Consider the following 21,909-nt stretch of genomic DNA (forward strand, 5'->3'; position numbering starts at 1 on the left):
TAAAAGGTTAATTCAGCATTAAGCTATAAGCCATATGCAATAGGCTATAAGCGGTATGCCATAAGCTGTATGCTTATAGCTTATAGCCTAAAGCCTAATGCTGTTATAAAACATATTTTCCTGCTTGCAATTCATACACTTGTTGGTTTCCCTGAATACCTACTGCCTTCATATAATCCTTATACGCCGCCAAGGATAATTGTTCATCCTTCGATAAACGTAGTGTGGCTGTACAATTTGGGGGAACCGTGATCTGCATGCGAAGCTGTCCATCTTGACGCTTCCATTTCACCTCGATCAAGCCTGCTGGAGATTCCATCGAAGCTTCTGCCCACGTTAAGGTAGGAATGGTAGGTGGACTAATCACAAAATTTTGGTAACCCGGTTTATTTGGATCTATTCCTATGCCTGCTACCCCATCGATATACCATGCACCAGGGAACAAATAAGAGCTATGCAATAAGGAGTGTCCCGGTAAATCTTTTTCCCACATTTCCCAAATACTGGTTGCCCCATTAGCCTTCATATAGCCCCAACTTGGATAGTCGGTTTGTGCAGTCATCGAATAAATGAGATCATCCCGATGCTGTTCTCGAAGCAACTTAAACAGTAAAGCACCTGCTGTAATACCGACATGAATATGCCCGTTCTTACGCACCAAAATTTCATGTTCCAATCGCTTCATAATCGGTTCGCGAAGTTCATGAGGCATTACATCGGCCAATAAAGCGGCTGCCAGGTTAGCCATGGAACTATCCGCGTAACTATGATCAGCCGCATTATAAAAACGCGCATGGATATGTTTGCTATAGTTATTGGCTTCCTTTTCCCAACGCTCGGCATCGGCATCGCGCCCAATCGTCCGTGCAATCTTCACGGCTGTTCGCAAATTATATACCCGATAGCAATTATTGAGGCACAGTGTTTCTGGCTTATCATTGTTCATCCCCTCTGCCGTTGCATGTGGCCAAAGCCAGTCGCCCAAGAAATCCCAATTCCCACCAAAGCGTTGTAGCAGTCCGTTTTCCGTATGGGTATCCAAAAAAGAAAGCCAATGGCTAATTAAGTCAAAGTTTCGCTCTAATATACGTTTATCGCCCTGTTGTTGATAAAACAACCATGGTAGGGTAACCACAATACCACCCCACGCGGGGCCTCCACCACCCATATAGGTCGGTGCGGTATGTGGTAGAATACCATTATTAAAAATTCTTCCACTCATTACCGCTTTACGCGCAAAAGACGTATCATACATATCGCCTACAATACTTTCCGTGCCACTAACGTCTCGCCAGTCTTCCATCCATTTGGTATAAAATGCTCCTACATGGAAGTTCAGCATACCCGTTTCACACGTAGCATGGGCATCCCCACCATAACCTAGTCGTTCCCGTTGCGGGCAATCGACGATATAACCTCCCAAGGATAAATTCTCATAAGTCCAACGTACCTTATCGTAAATCCATTGCTGCAACGCATCCGAACAAGCAAAGGTTACTGCAGGTTTATAGCCTGTACGCACCATCCATCCTTTAATATCCGACAATTTCGGTTTATGCTGCAAACCCTTAATCGTAATCCAACGTCCAGAGCTATAGTTAAATCGGTTACGGAAAGTACCTTTGCCACTTGCTCCTAGGATATAAGCGCTGTGCAAACCGAAGGTCATGTCTTCCTGTTCACGCTCCGAATAAAGAAATTGTACGGTATCCCCTGGATGACCTTTCAGTTTTACTTCTGTCCAACCAGCAAAATTGACGCCCATATCCACACGGAAGCTCCCGTCCGGCCGTTCTTCGATACCAACAGGTTTAATTTCTTTCGTCAAATAGTTTTTCTCTACCTGCTGTGCCGATAACGTTAACTCTGGGTGATAAACTACCGCTTGCTGCCAAGTGGATTCGTCTGCGGCTACGGTATTCCAATCGGGTAGTTCATCATGGGCATTCCATTGCTCACCACCCATGCGATTTGAATTCCAGACGCCCAATAGTTTATTCGGACTTTTATGTGTCTTCCATGAAGCATCGGTCAGCAGCAACTTATCCGGCCGTGCACTCGCCGAAGGTGTTTTTTCCTTAAAAATAGCGGCCTGCGCCCATACAATTGGCGTATTAGGCCGATCTTTGGTCACATAGGGGCCATGGATCGACCAAGAGGTACCCAGCCAGATGGCCACTACATTTTTGCCCTTCTTCAAAGCAGGTGCTAAATCATAGGTCACATAACGGGCACGCTTGGTATGATCAGTCACTGCCGGTGCCAGCACATCATCTCCTATCCGCTTGCCATTCACATAGACCTCATGAAAACCAACCGAAGCCACGAAGAGGGTAGCCTTTTGCGGTTGAAAGGGCAAATCAAAACTTTTTCGTAGCCAAGGGTCAACGATATTGCAATCGGCTTGCTTAGGATCAAAAAGCTGATCGGTACCGATCCATTGCGCCTGCTTTTCTGACGCATGAAACAGTCCGGTAGACCAATAGGCCGGTTCACTCCACGCCGATTGCTCCCCCTTTTCATCTTTTACCGCAACTTTCCAGTAGTAGGTTCGATCAGAAGCCAAGGCCTTACCACCGTATACGATTTGTTGCATAGTATTCGAACTCACCCATTTTGAATCCCAAAGATCAGCCTGGTCTTGTTGGAGTAATGCTTTACTTGATGCCACGAGAATCCGATAAGCCTGTTGCTTTTGTCCGAAAGTCTTTTCATGGGTCGCCGTTAAAATCCAACTGAAACGTGGTAGCGGTTCATCGAGCCCTGTCGGGTTTTCGAGGTATTCGTTCCGAAGGTTAACAGGCTTGATGCTGCTATCGGCAAAACACCACGACATCCCCAGATAGGGTATGATGAGCAGGAAAAACAAGCGTAAAATAGTATCCAATCGGTTCATCATATATTAGGGTATTATTTTCTCAAAGCTACAAAATTGAATCGCCCTCCGGGCGCAGCATCTCCATGCACATACCAATCCAATGGATCAGCTTGTTGCATATTATCCGACCATTTGAATTCAATATTTAAGTTGGGTGTTATACCTATTAATTTTTGAGGAATAGTGATCATTAAGCGGTTTTTAGACAGCTGATACGTTACCTTTGCTATTGTTGTCCATTTTCCCTGAGCAAAATGCTGTAATTTTTCTCCGGCGATTACCCGGTAATCATAACCACACCAACCTGTTTGTTGCGACCGATCAACATCTAGCCATAGATTCATCCAAGCGCTATCCCGATCGGTGGTAATCGGATCAACCGTTTCTGCATAGCAATAGAGATATTTCTGATCTTGCGCTACTTTCAGTTGTTTAAAATCGTTACGCCCTGTACGATCGACATATCGTATTGTAGGTACACGTGGAGCTCCTGGATAATCGCGTGCTAAGACATCACCCGTGTAATCACCGAAAGCAGGGGAAACCTCTTTCCAATCAGTCCAAGAGCGAATACGTTTCATCGGACTTAAAGCTGGTAATGGCGCTATTCCTTTATACCGTCTGATGTTGCTCACCAGTTGCATGTAATAATGGTCTTTAAGGTCTGCCGTTAGGGAAGGCTCGATGTCCCGACTGTATTCCGGACTAGCCTGATCTACAAATAAAGAATGCTTTTTATCTCCTTTTCTTCCTTGCCATTTCCCTGCAATCCATTCGTTCCATCCGGTGACGAAGATAAACGGGACATTCTGTTTTAACGCAATATCCCATTGCTCCTGAATATTATAGCCATAAGGTAAATCGTCCGCATTACCGGGAGCTCCCTGATGGTAACTCCTCCCCCAATTGCCCGGTTGTTTATAAAAGGCAGAACCACCCATTGAAGCCTCGAGGTTGGGATGTTGCGCTGTAGATACATTAATAATTTCCCGTTGGCCTTGTTTATTCACGTATACCTGTTGTGGTCGATTAAAATCAATCCAGGGCCAGCCCCCTGCCTTTTGCGGTTCATTCGGCCATTGTGATTCACGGATCGTAAAAAAAGAAGCATAATTGCTGCCAAGAGCCTCTTTTGACCAACCAATGATTAAAGGTTTTCCCTCCAAGTAATACCACGTATCCGGATGGCGATAAGGAGCCTCTGCTTTATAGCAATTGTCGTACAGTTCCTGCATGGTTTCACCCGATTGGGTATTGGTATAAAAGGCAAGCTTTGGCGGGTTTTTACCTTGTCTTTTAATCGCTTCAATGGCCTGCATTAAGGTATTTGCCTGCTTCAGGTAAGTCAAGCGGTTCGTCGCATCCAAAATCAATACATCCACGCCAGCATCGGTTAACAATTGTATATTTTTTAAGTGTACCCAATAGTCGCCTCCATGGTAATACCCATAAATAGGCTGCCCCCAAAAATAGTATCTGCCGGACACACCAGCACCCCCACCCCAATTGGGATCATTAAAATCTTCAAAAACAGCTGGATGTTTACTATAAAGTTCATGCAAGTCCCAATGCTGCTCCGAGATGGGTGAAGTGGGATCACCTTGCCATAAAAAATAGAATAAGGCTACCGTACGATCAGATCGGGAGCTGCCCACTTGATCGTATTGTGGCAATACCCTTCCCAATCCATCTGTCGCTGCGAGCGGTTGACTAAAGCTCCATTGATGGAGCAATAGTAATCCTATCACAAGCTGAAGCACTTTTGGTTTCATCAGAACAATCAATAAGGGTAACGCTCTATGCTAACTGGTCCGAGTAAACCACTTGGCCGTAGTGGACTGTCCTTGTGGTAAGGATTGACGTATGTCCAATGTTTGCGTTCCTGCTCCGGTAAATTTAAATCGCCGATTAATCGATTTACCCAAGTATTGACTACTTTTATGGTTATTTTATTCGTGCCATCCTGTACCGCTTCGGTAATATCCACCTTATAAGGTGGTGTCCATACTCCTCCAACATCCTTTCCGTTGACCTTCACTTTTGCCAAAGCGATGACAGAACCCAAATTTAGGTACAGTCGTTCATCCGCTTTTGGCTTCTGTATGGATAAGATTGTTTCGTACCATGCGGCACCGGAATAATACTTGATCGCAGCATCAGGATTACGTGACCAGTCGCTTAACTGTTTAAAGACGACGGTATCCTTAGGTCCTTCTGCCTGTTGGTCGAAGCGCACCTTCCAAGGTTGGTTGACCGTTTCAACATTTAAGGGTTGCGGAAAGTTAAGTCGATCTTGATGAGCAGCGCCACTTCCATCCTTTCGGAAGACAATAAAAGCACTTTCATACGCTTCTAAAGACAGTGGTACGGTAGTCGTCTGATCGTTTTCCGTAAATTCCGGCAGATCGCGTTGTCTGCCCGTAATGGCATTCCATAACTCGGGCAATTTTCCGCTAATCCGAAATGTTGGCTTAATGTTTATCTTTTTATCCGTCTGATTTGAGACAAAATAGATTTCCCCATTATCTAGGGTACGATGGATAAATAGTGCCGTATCCTGATCGGCTAGTTTAACGTCCGGCACGACGCCTATTTGGTTCAAGGCTTCCTGTAAACTTAGTCCATCCATCACCAAACCTTTACCATAAGAATGGCTTTTTACCGCTTTTCCATCCACATTACCCCATAATTTTTCGGCAATTTCCTGTACTTTTTTATCCGCCTGACCATAGTTTTGCAAACTCGGAGAACGGGTAGGTTTTGGCCCTAATATCGTTGCACCTTCGTTTACCAATTGTTCAATCTTCTCCAGCAACTCGGGCCGCATGGTTTCTAATTTGGGTAAAACAAGTAAACGATAGGACATTCCATCAGGCAAGACCAAACGACCATCTTTAACTTGAAGGTGATCGCGAATCACCTCACCGTTGATATAATCAAAGGCATAGCCCTGCGGGAGCGGTGGGTCTTGTATGCCGGTCATTTTGGGTGCATCTTCCCCGATAAAATAAGCCACATCAGCCACATATTTTCCTTGCTGCAAGAGATAGTTACACCGTTTCAAATAACGGACGAACATATCCATATCATAGAACCAAGTATTAAAGCGGTTAAACTCATTGCCAAACCAAGCGTTGACTCCAGGTTTTCGGTCTTCATAAGGCTGTTGAATGTAAACATGCAATAAGGTATTATTAATGCCTTCGGCAAAAAAGCGATCGCCACGTTGCTTCATCATGGCCGGATAACGGCCAAAGGTATTGCCCGCCGCAGTGAAGGACTCTGCCGAAACTTTGGTTTTACCATAAATATGCGCTGCCGAAGAAGCCGCCCGATTTTCGATATTACCTAAATCGCCTTCACTCCAAAACTCGCCCCCAATCTCATCCGATTGCCCACCATACTGCAAAAATTCGCCAGGGAAGCCCCAATGTCCATAGTTTTCCAGCCAAATGGTTAAGCCATTTTTGTGACTGATATCCCGCAAACCACCAACATATTCATAAGCCACATCGTCAGCAATTAAACGCCTTAAGTCCCAAAGAAAGCGGTCCGACTCATCTTGACTGCCAACCACATTTCCATACATCACGGGGATATAGGCCGTAGGATCGTAACCATAACGCGCCTTAAATTTGTTAATAAAATCATCCGTCCAATTCTGTCCGCCCATTTCATAACTATCTTGTACCGCAACTTTCCACGTCTTCCGGTCTGCGGCCGGTATGCGGCGTAGAATTTCACCCATAAAAGCATCGAAATGCTTCACGACTTGCTCGTGGTTCATCTTATCCACTTCCAAGCCTGTACCTTCCGGCGGAGCTGGACTATTTTTTACCCCCGTAGGTACCATACCGGTACGGAGCACCACCCAGTCGCCAGCAGGAGCATCCCAATTTAACGTACCATCTGCCGATAGGTTCGCCGATATATCCTGCACATCAGACGGTGTGATCAGAAAATCTTTATCCGTTATCTTGGCTTGTGTTTCCCATTGGTAATCGTGCCAATAAGGTAATGGAGTAGGATGCATCCTAGCCAATATTTTCTCCTTAAAACGTTCCACTTTAGGTGTAGGGGTGAGAGCAATTTCTGCTACACCAGCATCTGCCGATACCTCATCAAAAGTTACGCGAAACGACTTCGCTTTAATGGCATCGAAAGATACTGCGACGGGTGCAAATTGCTCGAAACCAACGTTAAGTTGATTATTACTGCGATCTATCGTGAACTGCTTCACCTGCTGATAATCGTTTCCTACCAAGGCGTCGAGGGTAACCTGCATTTTCATATTCCGCTTGGATGGCCATACGGTCAAACTTCTGGCGTCAAAATCTTCAGGGACAGTGAACGTAATCGCTGTTGCTTCTTTTTCAGGCAGCTTCACTTCCGTTTCCTGGTTATTATCCAACAGGTTGTGCAATAACGGCAAATGGGGCTTTGAGGTTATTTGAGTCGAATGATTAGCTAACGATTGGTTATATCCTTTTGGTGCGCGGAAGGCCACTACCCGCACATCTTGAAAATCCTCGTTCGGTTTAGGTAGTTTTACAGAAACTTTTTCACCTCCATGTACTAAGGTTTCCGAACTAGCCAAATAGCGCATAGCCTGTTCCGGCTTTATCCATGGTCCTCCCGACTGGCTCCAACCCGGACTATTAAAGAGTCCTATTTCGATATTCAATTCGGTGGCTTTCTTTAATGCGGCATGCAAAATGTCCCACCACTCATCGGAAAACAGTTGCACCTTTCCATAAGGTACATCATCTAAGCCAATGTTACCGATAAATGCACGGTTAATACCTACGGCCTTCATCGCTTCCAGATCCTTCTCAACCCCTTCTTTCGATATATTACCCGAAATCCAATACCAATACACACTGGTTTGGATAGAATCGGGTGGTGTCTTAAAATTTTCAGCGATAGTAGTCAAATCTGCTGATTGTTCTGATTGCTGCTTTTGCGAACAGGAAAATAGTAAACAACTAATTAGGCAGGTAATAAGTCTAACGGTAATGGTGTTTGTTTTAGTCATCATTCGAATCAGGTTTTATCTGGTATCTTAGAAGCCGTTTAAAAAAATCGTCCTTTCAGGTGGCGAGCTTTTTTCGCTTCTTAATTTATAGTTGGCAAGATACTATTAATGTTTATGACCATCATCCTGTACCCTCATGTTTCCCTGCTTATAAAAAACGCCATTGGCGATTATTACATGTTGTTGTCAGTATAGTTATTCCTTTAATTTGGTATAAATTTCAATTTACCCGATTGATCAATCAACAATTTTCCCACATGACTATGCCGTTTCTGGTTCTCCGGATGCTTCGGATCTGCATGCGTATGGTAGATAATAAAGTATTCATTCCTTTTTGACGTGGCAAGCAGTGAATTATGCCCGATACCGGAAACACCCATCTTCATGTTTTTATTGGCAATCGGATTTTCTATTGCCTTTGTCCAAGGGCCTAAAGGAGAAGATGCTGTTGCATAGCCAATACCATAGTTGGGCTCAAAGGTATGATTACCTGAATAAGTCATATAATAGGTGTCTTCATATTTAAAGACGGTCGGTCCCTCATTGCAACGATTGTGTGCCCAATTAACACGCTCCCAATCTTGTGAAGCCTCCAATAACTTAACAGTATCTGTAACAACAGCAGAAAGATCCTGATTTAACTTCATTCCATAAATTATACCATAACTATAACCATTTCGTTCGCCATTTTTACTAAAAAAGAGATAGGGTTGCCCCTGATCAACAAATATATGTCCGTCTATAGCACCAAAACCGCCATCGAATAAAGGGGCATAAAGATCGGTAAATGGTCCTTCGGGTTGATCACTAACAGCCAAAGCCAAACGAAGTCCTTTGAACTGATCACTAAAACCGCTATAAATCAGATAGAATTTGCCCATATAAGAAATTACTTCCGGTGCCCAAAATGCCCCTTTAGCCCAACAATTTTGCTTCTTTTCCCATAAAAGCCCTTGATATTCCCAATTGATCATATCATATGACACATAGCAAGGAAAGCCTTGATCGGCTGGGCCCGTTCCGGTTAGGTAATATTTATTGTGATAAGTATACATAAAGGGATCACCTAAAACGATAGGCTTACCTTTACACATTAACGGTCGGTGGGTCTTTTTGCCGACCTGCGCAACGGAAACAAAAGAAGTCGCTAATAGGAATAAAAGAAGAAACTTGTTCATAAAAAAGCAAACGTTTAAAATAGCTTATCAATTAGGCTGTTTATGTATCTGAATAAACATGTCCCAAAATAATAAACACTTTAGAAATAATTGTCCTGTACTGTTAAGGAAAAACAACGTTTAACAGGCTCAGTTCAATGGAATATGGTATCTGAGTAATCATATTCCATATAAAATAAAAAGGGTATCTTTAGTGCAATTAACACCATGATACGAGTGACGATGCAAACAATTTTTCGACTAAGGGTTTTACGTTATTCATTCGTTATAGGGCTAAGTAGTTGCTGGATTTTTAGCCGTGCCCAATCGCTTCCATTTCATTTCCATGTGGAAGAAGCTTCCGAATGGACTACCTTATTTGCCCATGATGATCACTGGATCGGTGGCGACGGTCTTTTTTCTATGGCTTTAAATGGCATTGATACCAGTGGAGCGTTTACCGATACGAAAAGTTTATTGGTATTCAGCGATAGCTTTTGGGGGAAAAGAGCCAACGGACAGGTACTTTCGGGCGGAACGATGGTTAATAATTGCGGCGCTTTTATACAAAAAAAAACAGGTCAGCCTATCGAGCTACATTTTTTTAATGGCGGCAACCTCCAACAACCGCAATCGCTTTTTAAACCGACCATTCCCAAAGCAACGGCGAAGAGCTATTATTGGTTAGGAGACGGTTTTGTCAATCAAGAACAACAGGGAAAATTATATTTACTGGCATACCTAATGGAAAATACCGGAGCAGCTGTTTTCGGATTTAAAGAATTTGGGAATGCGTTGCTGATCATTGATCATCAAAAGGAAGCCCCGTTTAAACAGGTAAAACAACTACAAACGCCTTTATTTGCCGATTCGGCAGCGCATCGAGCGTCTTATTCCTTCGGTGCAGGCGTTCTGGTCAATACCACTTGGGCCAAAGTATCCCGTCCAGATGGTTTTGTTTATATTTATGGTGTACGCGGAGCAAATAAAGCGTTATTAGTAGCCCGGGTACGGCCAAAGGATATGGAACATTTTGATCGTTGGACCTACTGGAATGGCAGCCAGTGGGATCCGAATATTTTGCATGCCACTAAAATCGCGGATCAAGTTGCTAATGAATTGAGCATGACACCACTTGCAGATGGACGTTATTTGTTAATCTTTCAAAAAAACGGCATTGAACCGACGATTGCTATGCGGGTTGCCGAAAGTCCTATTGGGCCTTTTGGACCAACGATACCCCTCTACCAATGTCCGGAACCAGCTCAAAACAAAAATTTATTTGCCTATAATGCCAAAGCTCATCCTACCCTATCCAATAAGGGTGAATTATTGATTAGCTATCATGTGAACTCTTTTAATTTTTTGGAAGATTTTAAAAAGTCACCCAACACCTTTTCGCCAAAGTTTATTCGGTTGGTGTTTGAATAGAGAAAGAGAGATAATCTAACCTTATAGCAGGAATTAGCTAGCGAAATACCATTTGCAGGATTAGTTTTTAAAACCCTATCTTTAGCTATGCTAACGAACAAAAAACCACCCGTCATTATCGTTACCGGTGCAGGAATTGGCATTGGTTATGAAATTTGCCGGACCCTGCTAGAAGAGGGTTATCATGTCGTACTGAACGACATTTCGGAAGATCTTACCGAACAGGCTGTTTTCAGCCTACAAGATAAAAAAGGCCAGTGTGTTGGTCAAGCTGGCGATGCATCCGACATGCAGGCTATTCAACGGCTTGTCACTAAAGCTGTTACCACCTTCGGGTATTTGTCTGCAGTAATTGCCAATGCTGGTATTACGGTCTATGGTGATTTTCTCCAATACAAACGGGAAGATCTACAGCAAATTTTGCAAACCAATATCATAGGAAGTTTTTTTCTTGCACAGGCAGCTGCTAAACAATTTATTGATCAACAAAGCGGTGGTTCCATCCTATTGATGTCTTCCGTAACCGGGCACCAGGCACACCGTAATTTAGTGGCTTATGGAATGACCAAAGCTGCGTTAGAAATGTTAGCAAAAGGATTGGTCATCGAACTTTCGCCTTACGCCATAACCGTCAACGCCATAGCGCCTGGGGCAACCCTGACGGAACGCACGACGCAATTTCCGGATTATGAAAAAATCTGGTCGGGCATTACCCCCTTAGGCAGACCGGCATATACCGCTGATATTGCTGCGGCAGCTAAATTTCTGATTAGCAAAGAAGCTAAGCACATTACCGGACAAACCTTAGTCATTGATGGTGGTTGGACGGCCGTGAGCCCTTCACCGCCGTCGTCCTAATTGGCAACAGCAATTTGGTAGTTACCAGATCCTAAAGCCAATAATTTTATCCAGCCGTTCACTGCGTTGGCTGCTTGTTGCTTACCATTGACCTGTACCTTTATCTTTCCTTTTACCTGTTTTGCAGGAATCCATAGGTCGGCCTTTGTATTAGCAGGAATTTTGGCTTCTATAAAAAATTGACTATCTGACTGCTGGCAATCAACTTCAATTGCTCCTTTAATTGTAGGCACCTTTATCCGGGCATATTGCAGATTGCCTATCTGTGGTTTAATCTGAAAATGATCCCACCCTGGCTTTAGGGGTTCGACTCCCATTAACTTCCGCGGAATAATATTAGCCGGCACGGCACCCCAAACATGATTCCAGTCCTGATTAGGCTTATATTGATTTCCCCAAGCTTCCATCGTTATCGTACTGCCTTCGCGAATCATGTTATACCAACTTCGTTGCGCAGTATCGGTCAATAAGGAAAGTCCATAATCTCCATCATCGGCATTATAGATGGCGTCCATTAAAAACTGGCTTCCGTAAACACTACAAGCCAAACCCCTACTACGCACAAAGGCAAGTACCGTGGATTTATATTTTTCTGGCACCAGCTCAAAAGCGAGAGCAAACATATTGGTATGTAAAGAAGCATGGTTGGTGCCTATACCATCCCGGTAAATCTTTTGTTTAGGATCGAAAAATTGCTTTTGAAAAACTTGATAAACCCGTTCCGCTTTTCTTCCATAATCGGAAGCTTCCTGTTGATAACCCAAAGCCTTGGATAGCTCGGCCATACCGCGTAAGGCTTTATAATAATAGGCATTCACCACGGCATTATAATCCGTAAACACAAAACCATCGGTCTCACCTACATCATCCTTTCCTAAGCCTAGGATACCGCTGTGTGGCCAATCTACGATATCCTTCAAGGCTTCACCATTGAAATGTATAGACCGTAGAAAGTCGGTATGCTGCTTACCTGTAGTCGTACTGATTAACCCGTTGGCTTCTTCCAACGCCGTCAGTGTCTTCGCTTTCAGATCCGCATAATATTTACGTGCCGAACGTAAATCGCCTGTATAAAGATAGTCGTTCGTTGCCATAAGCACCGATTGTAGAATCCATTCCGTTGGCCAGGTCGCGTGTTTGATAAGGTATTCGTGCGAGTAGCGAGCAAGGGAATATTCCTTGTCTACCGCATAATGACAGAGTTGATTGATATAGGCATCTGCCTCGTAGGGTATTCGTTCCCGATCGCCATCGACGTATACTCCAGCAAAGGTTGTCGCTTTCACGCTATATTTACATAGTTCCCATATTTTATTCAGCACGGAGTCTGAACTCTCAAAAAACGCAGCCTCATCATTAAACGGATAATTTACCACGCTACGCACCACATTTTCTTTGGTTAATTTTCCTGCATAGCCTTCTAGTTCGATGTAGCGGAAGGGCAAGACCTCTCCAATATAATCGGGCATCAACACCGCCGTACTTCCCGTATTCCGCTTATCCGGATGAAAACGGATCTGATAGGTATGGATACCTTGTTTCAATGGTAAACGATAGTTACGGTAGCGAATCGTTCCTCCCGGTTGTCGATTAATACGGCCATCGGAGGTTAAGGCCTCTCCAAAGTGCACAAGTACCGTATCATCCTCCGTGTGGCACGCCAACGTCAATTTCAATTGACCAAATGCATCTTTTCCAAAATCGGCGAAGACCAATCCCGTACCTTGTCGCATCGTTTTCGGATAGGTATCTGTTTTTGCCAGCGGGTAGCGGACGGTTTGGTAATCGACTAAGGTTTTACCGGTATAAAAGACTACAGGCTTGGAGTAAGGGCTTTCTTCGCCAGACGTATCCCAGACCTTCACTTTCCAATAATAGCATTTTTGCTCCTCTAGTGCAGGCCCTTTATAATCAACAGCAGTAGAAGCTGATGCACGTATTTTCCCTGAATCCCAAATAGTTCCCTTATTGGCAGCCAAGCTATCCGGGTTATCTGCAACCAATAGGCGATACGCTTGCTGCATGATATTTTCGCCCTTGGAAGCTATTTCCCAGCTAAAAGCAGGCATTTTGCTTAACAAGTGTACCGATTGTGTTTGTTCAAAAGCGGTCTTATTCCACTGTGATGGCACGGGATAACCATTCACCGATTGGTAATCGGAAAAGGCTAAAAGGTCACATCGCAGTCCGACAGGAACAAGCGAATGATTGACAGCTGGTGTTTGCGCTAATGTTGTGGTGTACCAAAGGAAGGGTAATATTAATCGAAGGATTTTGTGCATGTTATTTATTTGTTTTATTGCTAATAGTCCTATTTTTAATATAGTCTTTCAACTTGAAGTGTTACTGGCCCCAGCAAACCTGCCTTCAATAATTGCCAATCATCACGGATGGTAATGTTTGTCTGCGTATAGCGCTTTTCCTTTGGTAGCGCGCGATCGCCCACTAGTCGATTACGCCAACTATTGATCACCTCTACTTCCAATTGATTTTGTTGTCCCAGTTTCAGTCCATCTAACTTTATCCGATAGGGTGGCGACCACACAATCCCTAGATTTTTGCCATTCAACCATACGCAGGCAATGCCTACATCCGCTATCTGGCCTAAATCTACATAGTATGTTTGATTTTTGCCTCCTTTTGGGATAAAAGATTGTTTATACGTTGCAGCGCCAGAATAGTATTTGATGTTTTCGTTCGTATGATCCGCCCAGCTGATCAACGTTGGAAAGCTAATGTGCTTCGGCTGCCCGAAACGGTTTTCAAACGCAACTTCCCACGGTTGCTTGAGTGTATCTACCACGGTGTATGATGCGAAATTTTTACCAGAAGCAGCACCCTGTTGATCGAAAGGGATCGGCTTTCGGAAAACAACAAACCACGAACCATAAGGTCTAAAAGCAATGGGCACTTGTGTCACGCCATTCTTCTGCTGGTATACCCTGGCTTCCCGGATTTCGCCGGTTTCAGGATTCCAAAACTCAGGTAACTTTCCACTTACGCGAAAATCAACCGTCGTTTCTACGGCTTGTTTATTTTGGCTACTCAGGAAATAATAATCTTCTTTCCCTTGTCGTTGCTGATGAATATAATCAAAAACCGTCGAGTCACTCGCATCTACGAAACGGCAATCCGGTTGTACATGTTGTGCCAATAGCCATTCTTTTGCCGTATATCCCCATGCAACAGTACCTTTTCCTACTTTCCGACTACCCTTGGAGGTGCTTACTTTTTCTCCCCATAAGGTGTTAGCCAATTGGTGAATCGTTTTATTAGCAGCTACTTCCTCCTCCAAACTCATGGTTCTTTCCGTTTTTGGTCCAATGACCGTTGCACCATCTTCCACCAATTGATGGATTTTCTGCAACGCTTTTAGTGACAATACGGCATGTTTCGGTAATACTAATACGCGGTATTGCATCCCATACGGGAGTTTGATCCAGCCGTTTGCCACATGCAATTGCAGTAAACATTCTTCATTGATCACATCATAATCAAAGTCGGGTAAGGCCTTTGCTGGATCACTAGCCTTCAACGTAGCAATGTTCGGTACTTGATCACCATAATAATACAACACATCGGCAATAAATTGACCATCCTGCATCAGGTATTGTACGCGGGCCATATAATCAAAAAAGGCCTTCGAAAATTTCCACCAAGTGATATTGGGATTAAAATGTGTTCCTGCAAAGTATTCTTGTCCCGGCAGCCCCATTTCTTTGGGCGAATTGGTAAAGGTATGGAGATACGCTTTATTGAGTCCGGCACAAACCTCGTGATCAAAGCTGGGCTTCATATCCCTCCAGATCACATCATCCCAATGATGACCAATAGTGGTAAAACCCTCGGCCGCGACCAACTTTTTCCCATAAATATGGGCAGCGCTGGAAGCCTGTTTAACAAAGAAGCGTGCCGCTGGCGTTGGTCGATGGCCGGAAGGCGACCAAAATTCGCTCATCACCAGATCACTTCTGCCGTAATTTTTAAGTCCATCGATAGGTCCAAGATGCGGACCACCTGATTCTGGATGAATCCCGATGCCATATTCATGTGCTTTTTGAGCAAAAAAAGCATAGTGGTTATCTGCGATGCAATCGCCGATGGTCTTTCTAAAATCAAACAAAAAGCGATTACTTTCCGTCCGGCTATTGATAATTTTTCCAGCAATAACCGGTAGGTAAGATAATAGGTCATAATCTCTACGTTGCTTAAACTCCGCACGAAAATCATCCGTCCAATTCACTCCACCAAGCTCCCAGCTATCGGTATGCAAGTAATTCAAGGTCGTTCCAGCCAAGGTGTCGATGCTTTCGAGCAAGGGACGAACATTGCTATTCCAATAGCGCAGAAAATGCTTTTTACTCATATAATCCAGTACAAGCCCTTGCCATTGTCCGCTAGCTGTAGACACATGCGCACCATTGGTGGTATAACCAAAACGCATGATGGTCCATTTACCAGCCGGAGCCTGCCACTGCAAGACACCTTTTTCATCCATCTGTTTAGTTAAATCCATTACCTCCTGGATTGTCGCATGTGCTTTTTCGTCCTTTCCGTAGGTATCGTCCAAGAAAATATGACTCATATCCGTAGCCGAACCCGCTGCTTCTTTGGAGGCAATTTTCACCGCTAAATCGCTTACTGGCTTAATAGTTGTATCACCATCATGCGCTGGAATGGCGACAATTGCAATATCCCGATAGAAGTTGTCGCGGTGTTGCGGCAGGGCTAATGGAAGCTGCAATGCCCTGTTTCCAGAAACCGTTATTTCTGACCAAGTCAGCAATTTAGCTGCTTCTTCTGGTTTTACATCCGGGCCTCCTAAGTTCCAGCCGCTTTGAATGCTTAGCCCCAGTTTCAATCCTAGGCGATGTGCTTCTTTCACTGCATGCTCAAATAAAGCCCTCCATTCGGCGGACCCGAATAGTGGGCCTTGGGGTACCTGATCGTTGCCTCCTTGATCTTGGCCTCCTGCATCGAAAATTAGAGCACCATTAAAGCCCTTTTCGTGCATGTCTTCCAGATCATGCGTGATGGAAGCTTTTGTAACATTTCCATTCAGCCACCACCAAAAACAGCTGATACCATCTTGAGCAGTTGGACGCCGGAAGCGATCTTCCGACAATAAGGGCTGCTCATTGGTCATGATCTGTTGATCTCGGGCGCCGAGGCATAAAACGAAAAGGAACAGTAAGAGTACTTTCGGTAAAAAACGCATGATGATGAAATTTAAAGAAAACTATCTATTTTCCCAACCGGGGTTTTGTTCTAAAATTTGATCCTTATTGGTATCAATGATCGTATTCGGGATTGGCCACAGATTATAATTAAAAGTCAGCGTTGCTTTCGCTTCCGGCCAATAGGCATATTCTTTAATACGATCAATCGCAATGGTCCCCGACATCCGCAATAAGGTATTCCATCTATTTTCTTCGTACACCAGTTCTCTAGCCCGTTCGTCGAGAATAAGGTTAAACTGATCATCTACATCGGCTGCTGTCACCAAATAAGTACAATGTGCTCTGTTACGTAGCAAATTAATATCGTCTGCGGCGCCAGACTTATTACCTAAACGTTGTTTCGCTTCGGCACGCAATAAGATCGTTTCCGATAAGCGGATAAAATAATCGTCCCGAAAGAGGTTGCTCATATTCTCACCATCTTCAACCCCTGTATATTTATCTGTGGCAATTTTACAAGATACGGGATAACACAAACTCCGGTTTGCTTGATTCGTTGCGGCATCGCTACTGCTATTATAGAGCACTTCCCAAGGAACTGGTTTCCCATAATAAGGTGAACTTGATACATTCCCAATGAATTGACGCTTAAAAACAATATCCGAGTTACGCATATCGTTGCTCCATTTATCTTCGTATATCACATCCCTGGTATACATCGTTGGAATCAACTGGGCAATCCCTCTACCGCCCACATCTGGCCCAGTACCTGTTAAATGTCCTGAAGAGCCATCCCGGAATACCGGCCCATAGACTCTTGAATAGGGTAGCTTCGATTTACCATCTTCGGCTTTGTACGCGGCATAATCAATCTGCAGGGCCCAAATACATTCTTTATTACCATCTTGATAGTTTACATTATTCTCTTGAAAGAGATCCCAATAGACATTTCCTTGAGATTCTTGTGCCCGGGCACCAAAGCGATTGGTCATGAGCGAAAAAGTACCCCCGTCGATCACTTTACTCGCATAGCTTATGGATTGATTAAATGCCGATTGCGCATCTCCTCCATCAACGGCGAGTTGGATACCTTGTGCCAAGTAAGCCCGGGCAAGCATATGCTGTACTGCGCCGCGCACCAATCGTCCACCTTCCGCAGTGGTTTCCGGCAAGTCATTTTCAATAGCTTTTAGCTCATCGATAACAAACTGGTACGTTTCCACCCGGCTTGTCCGTTTAAAATCATATTTAGGTTCGGTCGTAATATCCGTTACGATAGGTACCCCGCCAAATAGTTCACCCAAATTAAGGTATGCAAAAGCCCGAAAAAAGCGTGCTTGCCCAACAACATAAGCTTTCTCTTGGTCGGTAGACCACGTAATATTCGGCAAGTCGGCCGAATAAATAGCCAAATTAGCTTTCGCAATAAGCTGATACCACGTACTGTACACATTATAAAATACCGTATTATCCGGATTGATATTTCCATAATTATTAAAGCTACTTCCGCGGCGAATACTGGCCACGTCGTACATGTCTGTCCCATTACCCTTTAAGGCAAGTATCCATTCCTCACCATCAGGGTTCGCCCATAAATCTCGTAATTGTGAATAAATAGCCACCACAGCCTGGTCGATCTGTGCAGCCGTACTGAAAGCATTATCCACCGTATAAAAGGTAGGTGGCGTTTCCTTTAAGAAATCTTTATCTGACTGGCAGCTTGTTGTGCTTAGAAGGATTCCCATGATCCCCGTTAAGCTATATATTAACCATTTTTTCATCTGTTTATTTTTGTTTTTTAATTGTCAGATGGAGCCTTTGATGATTAAACCCCGAAAGGGCTCATGAACACAAAAGCAACATTTACAATCCGTGAATAAGTAATTATTACTTTGTGTGCTCAACCATTATTTTAATCATGTCGGGTTCATGTCCGTTTCATTTAGTACCTCATTAAAAACTCATATTAACCCCCAGGGAATAAGTAGACGCTACCGGCATGCGTGCTCCTGCACTGGTATCCGATTCTCTGAGGCGTGCACCAACTTCCGGATCACCACCTACCCAATTGGTAAAGGTGGCTAGGTTTTTAGCGGTAGCAAATACCTTCAAGGCATTGATATGGGCATTTTTCAACCAAGGTTGATTAAAGGTATACGATAAAGTTACATCTTGTATGCGTACAAACCCCCTACTTTGCAAGCCCAAGAAACGCCCATCACCTGCAAAGGTTGCCGATGGGTATTCGTTGCTTCTGTTCTCGGGTGTCCAATAAGGAATATAAGGAAGATTATCGTTAAAACGGCCCGTACCATTTACCAAATAGGCCGTTGCATTGTCTTTCAAGAAGGAATTATTGCCTCCGAAGGTACCGGTAACCATGACATATAAACCGAAATTTTTGTAATTCAGGTTACTGCTAAAATTTAATTTGAAATTTTCCTTTCTATAGCCCAATATCTCTCTATCGGCCGCTGTTATACCCGGTACCCCATCCAAATCCTGGTATTTCGGTGCTCCAGCCACCGCTCCAGTCAATTCCATGTATTCGGTATCTTCGGGTTGTACAATACCGATTTGTCGATAGCCGTATATAGCTCCTAAAGCATGTCCGATAAACAGGCTATTGGCAATATCATCATCTTCCCATCCATCCCCATCCAGATCATCTCCATAGAGGGAAACCAATTTGTTGAAATTCTTCCAGAAGGTAAGCGATGTTGTCCAATGCAGATCATCTTTTTGTACATTGACGGTACTCAAGGTTGCTTCCAAACCCGTATTATTAACCTGTCCCATGGACGTTTTCATCTGCTTAAATCCCGTCATGACGGGTATGTTTCGCGTAAAGATTTGATCAGTCGTTTTGGCAAAATAGGCATCGAAGTTAAGCGAAATTCTATTATCCAACCAAGCAGATTCAAACCCGGTATTCCAAGAAGAGGTTGTTTCCCAACCTAGCAAAGAGTTGCCCAATGTATTTTGGAATAAACCATAGTAGATTTTCCCCGGATCATTCGAAAATTCATAGCGGGCACCGCCACTGGCTGCATTAGCGACAGTAGACAAGGTTCCATAAGGCTCAACTCCCTGATTACCATTTTGCCCCCATGAAAATTTAAGTTTTAAGTCGTTTAGTAAGGTAAAAGATTGCATAAAGGGCTCATTCGTAACTCTCCAGGCCAAGCCAGCAGCCCAAAAATTGGCCCATTTATTATCGTCGCCAAATACCGAAGCCCCATCCCTACGGTAAGATCCGGTGAAGAAATACTTATTGTCAAAGGAATAATTCACACGGCCCAGATATCCGATATTTGTTCGAACGTAGGGTTGCGGGTCTCCACTCAGATCGATCTGCTGTACAGTAGCCTTATGCAATCCGTTAATGCCTAGAGTGGTATTTCCATTGGCGGCAAAGTCACGACCAATAGCATTTACCCGTTGATAGCGTGTATAGTCGCGCGTTGCCACGGCAGTGACGTCTAATGAATGTTTCCCAAATAGCTTGTTATAGTTGATAATATTGTCGACTACGTAACTATACGTTTTGCGGTTATCCATGCTTCCATTGGCATTCGTTAGAAAACCTTGTACTGTCGCCGGACTATATCGATCGGGCGATTCCCCTTCCTGAATATAATAACTTTCGTAATAAAAATTACCATAATAGGTTTGATCCTGGTTTAACAGGTAATTGATGCGATAACTCAATCCGTCTACCCAGGGCACTTTGATCGTCGCATGTGAGTTGAGACGATAATTATGCAAGAGATCCTCATTATCGCGTGTTCCATCGTTAACACCCCATAGCGGATTGACGCCCGACTGGGTATAGGGATATTTTTCTAGATTTCCCTGATCGTCCCGATACATGACCCCGTAAGGCGACATGGTTTGTGCTTCAATAATATTCGCTGCGACGCCCGAATAGTCTCGACGTGAAAAACCAGCATCCACACCAACTTCCAACCAACTGGTAATATTAGCATTCAACTTGCCCAAAATAGACATCCGGTCGAATTGATCACCTACGACGACACCTTTATTATTATCGTATGAAGAAGATAAGTAGTAATTGATATTCTCGGTAGCTCCTGAAATTGCTGCCTGATAATTCTGCATGACCCCTGTACGACTTACCTCGTCTAGCCATACGGTTTCCTTTCCTGCTTCGCGATTCGCCAATTCACCACTCTTCATCCAAGTGGTTGTTCCTTCCGTATATTGATTTCGGGCGTTCACCATGTTGATCCAATCTTCACCCTTGAGCATCACTGGTTTGTTTTGCCAATTCTGGAATCCAGAGGAGGCGTTAAAGCTGATCATCGGTTTTCCAGTGCGCCCTTTTTTGGTGGTAACGGCAATCACACCATTAGCCGACCGTGAACCATAAGCAGCTGCGGAAGTAGCATCTTTCAATACATCAATACTGGCAATATCGTTTGGATTAATGTCGCTCAGGCTACCCATAAAGATGACACCATCTAGCACAATGAGTGGCGTATTGGTGCCACTAATTGAATTTTGTCCGCGAATTTGCATGGCCGGTTCTCCACCAGCAGTATTACTGGCACCAATATTCAGTCCGGCGATATTACCTTTTAATGACTCTAATACATTGACGTTTGGTGACATGGCTATGGGAGAATCCTCCAGTTTTAAAGACCCCACAGAACCTGTAAAATCTTGCCGTTTTACCGTTCCATATCCCACCACCACTACTTCATCCAATGCCGCTTCATCTGGCTTCATGGTAATGGTTAAAGAAGCTTGTCCGTTATACGCCACTTCTTGTTTCTGGTAGCCTAGGTAACTTACGATGAGTACGGCCTGTGGCGGTATATTAAGCGAAAACCGACCCTCATTATCGGTGCGAGTTCCCAAGCCCGGATTAGCTTGAACGCTAATTGATACACCTACCATGGGTTCTCCCGTTTCATCCCGCACCACACCACGGACAGGTACATCTTGCGGGGCTATGGCCTTTTGCTTCTCCCGAATAAGAATCGTTTTATCGGCATAAACAATATCAAATGCATCGTTTTGGTTAATATACATTGTCAACACCTCTTTCAGGGGCATATCCTTCACATCGAGGCTTATCGATGGGATTTTGGCCTGCACAGTACCATCACTAATCACGTTATACCCTGTTTGTTTAGAAATTTGATACAAGACATGTTTTAAGCTTGCATGTTTAGCTTTCAAGGTAATTTTTTGCGCATAACTGGTTGCGTGTCCCTGAAATATCGTCAATACGAGTAACACTAGTGTACATTTGACGACAAATAACATTTTCAGTAGGTAAGCAGATACACTTCTACTTAAAAAAGTAGTATGGTTAGTATACATAGTAATCAAAAATTTATA

Annotated in this window: 10 protein-coding genes; 2 read left to right on the forward strand and 8 right to left on the reverse strand. The window is 43.9% G+C overall.

The genetic code is table 11. From position 1 onward, the window contains the following. Positions 1 to 103: 103 nt before the first annotated feature. The 4 genes from ABD930_RS15370 to ABD930_RS15385 all read right to left on the reverse strand — a co-directional run bounded on the left by ABD930_RS15370 (position 104) and on the right by ABD930_RS15385 (position 9,091). Entirely contained in the window at positions 104 to 2,899 is a 2,796-nt protein-coding gene (locus ABD930_RS15370; RefSeq protein ID WP_345232659.1) for a family 78 glycoside hydrolase catalytic domain, read from the reverse strand. Between the two features lie 11 nt (positions 2,900 to 2,910). Next, positions 2,911 to 4,650, reverse strand: a complete 1,740-nt coding sequence (locus ABD930_RS15375; protein WP_345232662.1) for a glycoside hydrolase family 71/99 protein — start codon at positions 4,648 to 4,650, stop codon at positions 2,911 to 2,913. Positions 4,651 to 4,658: 8 nt separating this feature from the next. Beyond that, positions 4,659 to 7,916, reverse strand: coding sequence for a glycosyl hydrolase (locus tag ABD930_RS15380; protein WP_345232665.1), 3,258 nt, complete (start codon positions 7,914 to 7,916; stop codon positions 4,659 to 4,661). 200 nt (positions 7,917 to 8,116) lie between these two features. Next, a complete protein-coding gene (locus ABD930_RS15385; RefSeq protein ID WP_345232666.1) occupies positions 8,117 to 9,091 on the reverse strand; it encodes a glycoside hydrolase family 43 protein in 975 nt (324 codons plus the stop codon). Positions 9,092 to 9,313: 222 nt separating this feature from the next. On the opposite strand from ABD930_RS15385, the gene ABD930_RS15390 reads away from it, so the two are divergent. Next, positions 9,314 to 10,501 carry a DUF4185 domain-containing protein gene (locus ABD930_RS15390; RefSeq protein ID WP_345232668.1) on the forward strand — a complete coding sequence of 396 codons (1,188 nt, stop codon included), beginning with the start codon at positions 9,314 to 9,316 and terminating at the stop codon, positions 10,499 to 10,501. A gap of 87 nt (positions 10,502 to 10,588) precedes the next feature. Continuing rightward, the gene (locus ABD930_RS15395) at positions 10,589 to 11,359 is read left to right on the forward strand and encodes an SDR family NAD(P)-dependent oxidoreductase (protein ID WP_345232670.1); all 771 of its coding nucleotides are present in this window, start codon (positions 10,589 to 10,591) and stop codon (positions 11,357 to 11,359) included. Here ABD930_RS15395 and ABD930_RS15400 read toward each other — a convergent pair. From ABD930_RS15400 to ABD930_RS15415, 4 genes are all read right to left on the reverse strand, one after another. Then, positions 11,356 to 13,641 (reverse strand): alpha-L-rhamnosidase-related protein, encoded by a 2,286-nt coding sequence (locus ABD930_RS15400; RefSeq protein ID WP_345232672.1) that lies wholly within the window; start codon positions 13,639 to 13,641, stop codon positions 11,356 to 11,358. The genes ABD930_RS15395 and ABD930_RS15400 overlap by 4 nt on opposite strands. Positions 13,642 to 13,676: 35 nt before the next feature. Beyond that, on the reverse strand, positions 13,677 to 16,577 hold the full coding sequence (locus tag ABD930_RS15405; RefSeq protein WP_345232674.1) for a glycosyl hydrolase: 2,901 nt from the start codon (positions 16,575 to 16,577) through the stop codon (positions 13,677 to 13,679). A 21-nt stretch (positions 16,578 to 16,598) separates the two neighbouring features. Continuing rightward, positions 16,599 to 18,320, reverse strand: coding sequence for a RagB/SusD family nutrient uptake outer membrane protein (locus tag ABD930_RS15410; protein ID WP_345232676.1), 1,722 nt, complete (start codon positions 18,318 to 18,320; stop codon positions 16,599 to 16,601). Positions 18,321 to 18,492: 172 nt separating this feature from the next. After that, positions 18,493 to 21,891: a SusC/RagA family TonB-linked outer membrane protein gene (locus tag ABD930_RS15415; RefSeq protein ID WP_345232678.1), complete on the reverse strand. Its 3,399-nt coding sequence runs from the start codon at positions 21,889 to 21,891 to the stop codon at positions 18,493 to 18,495. Between the last annotated feature and the right edge of the window lie 18 nt (positions 21,892 to 21,909).

The sequence above is a fragment of the Olivibacter ginsenosidimutans genome (assembly GCF_039542865.1).
Classification (GTDB): Bacteria; Bacteroidota; Bacteroidia; order Sphingobacteriales; family Sphingobacteriaceae; genus Olivibacter; species Olivibacter ginsenosidimutans.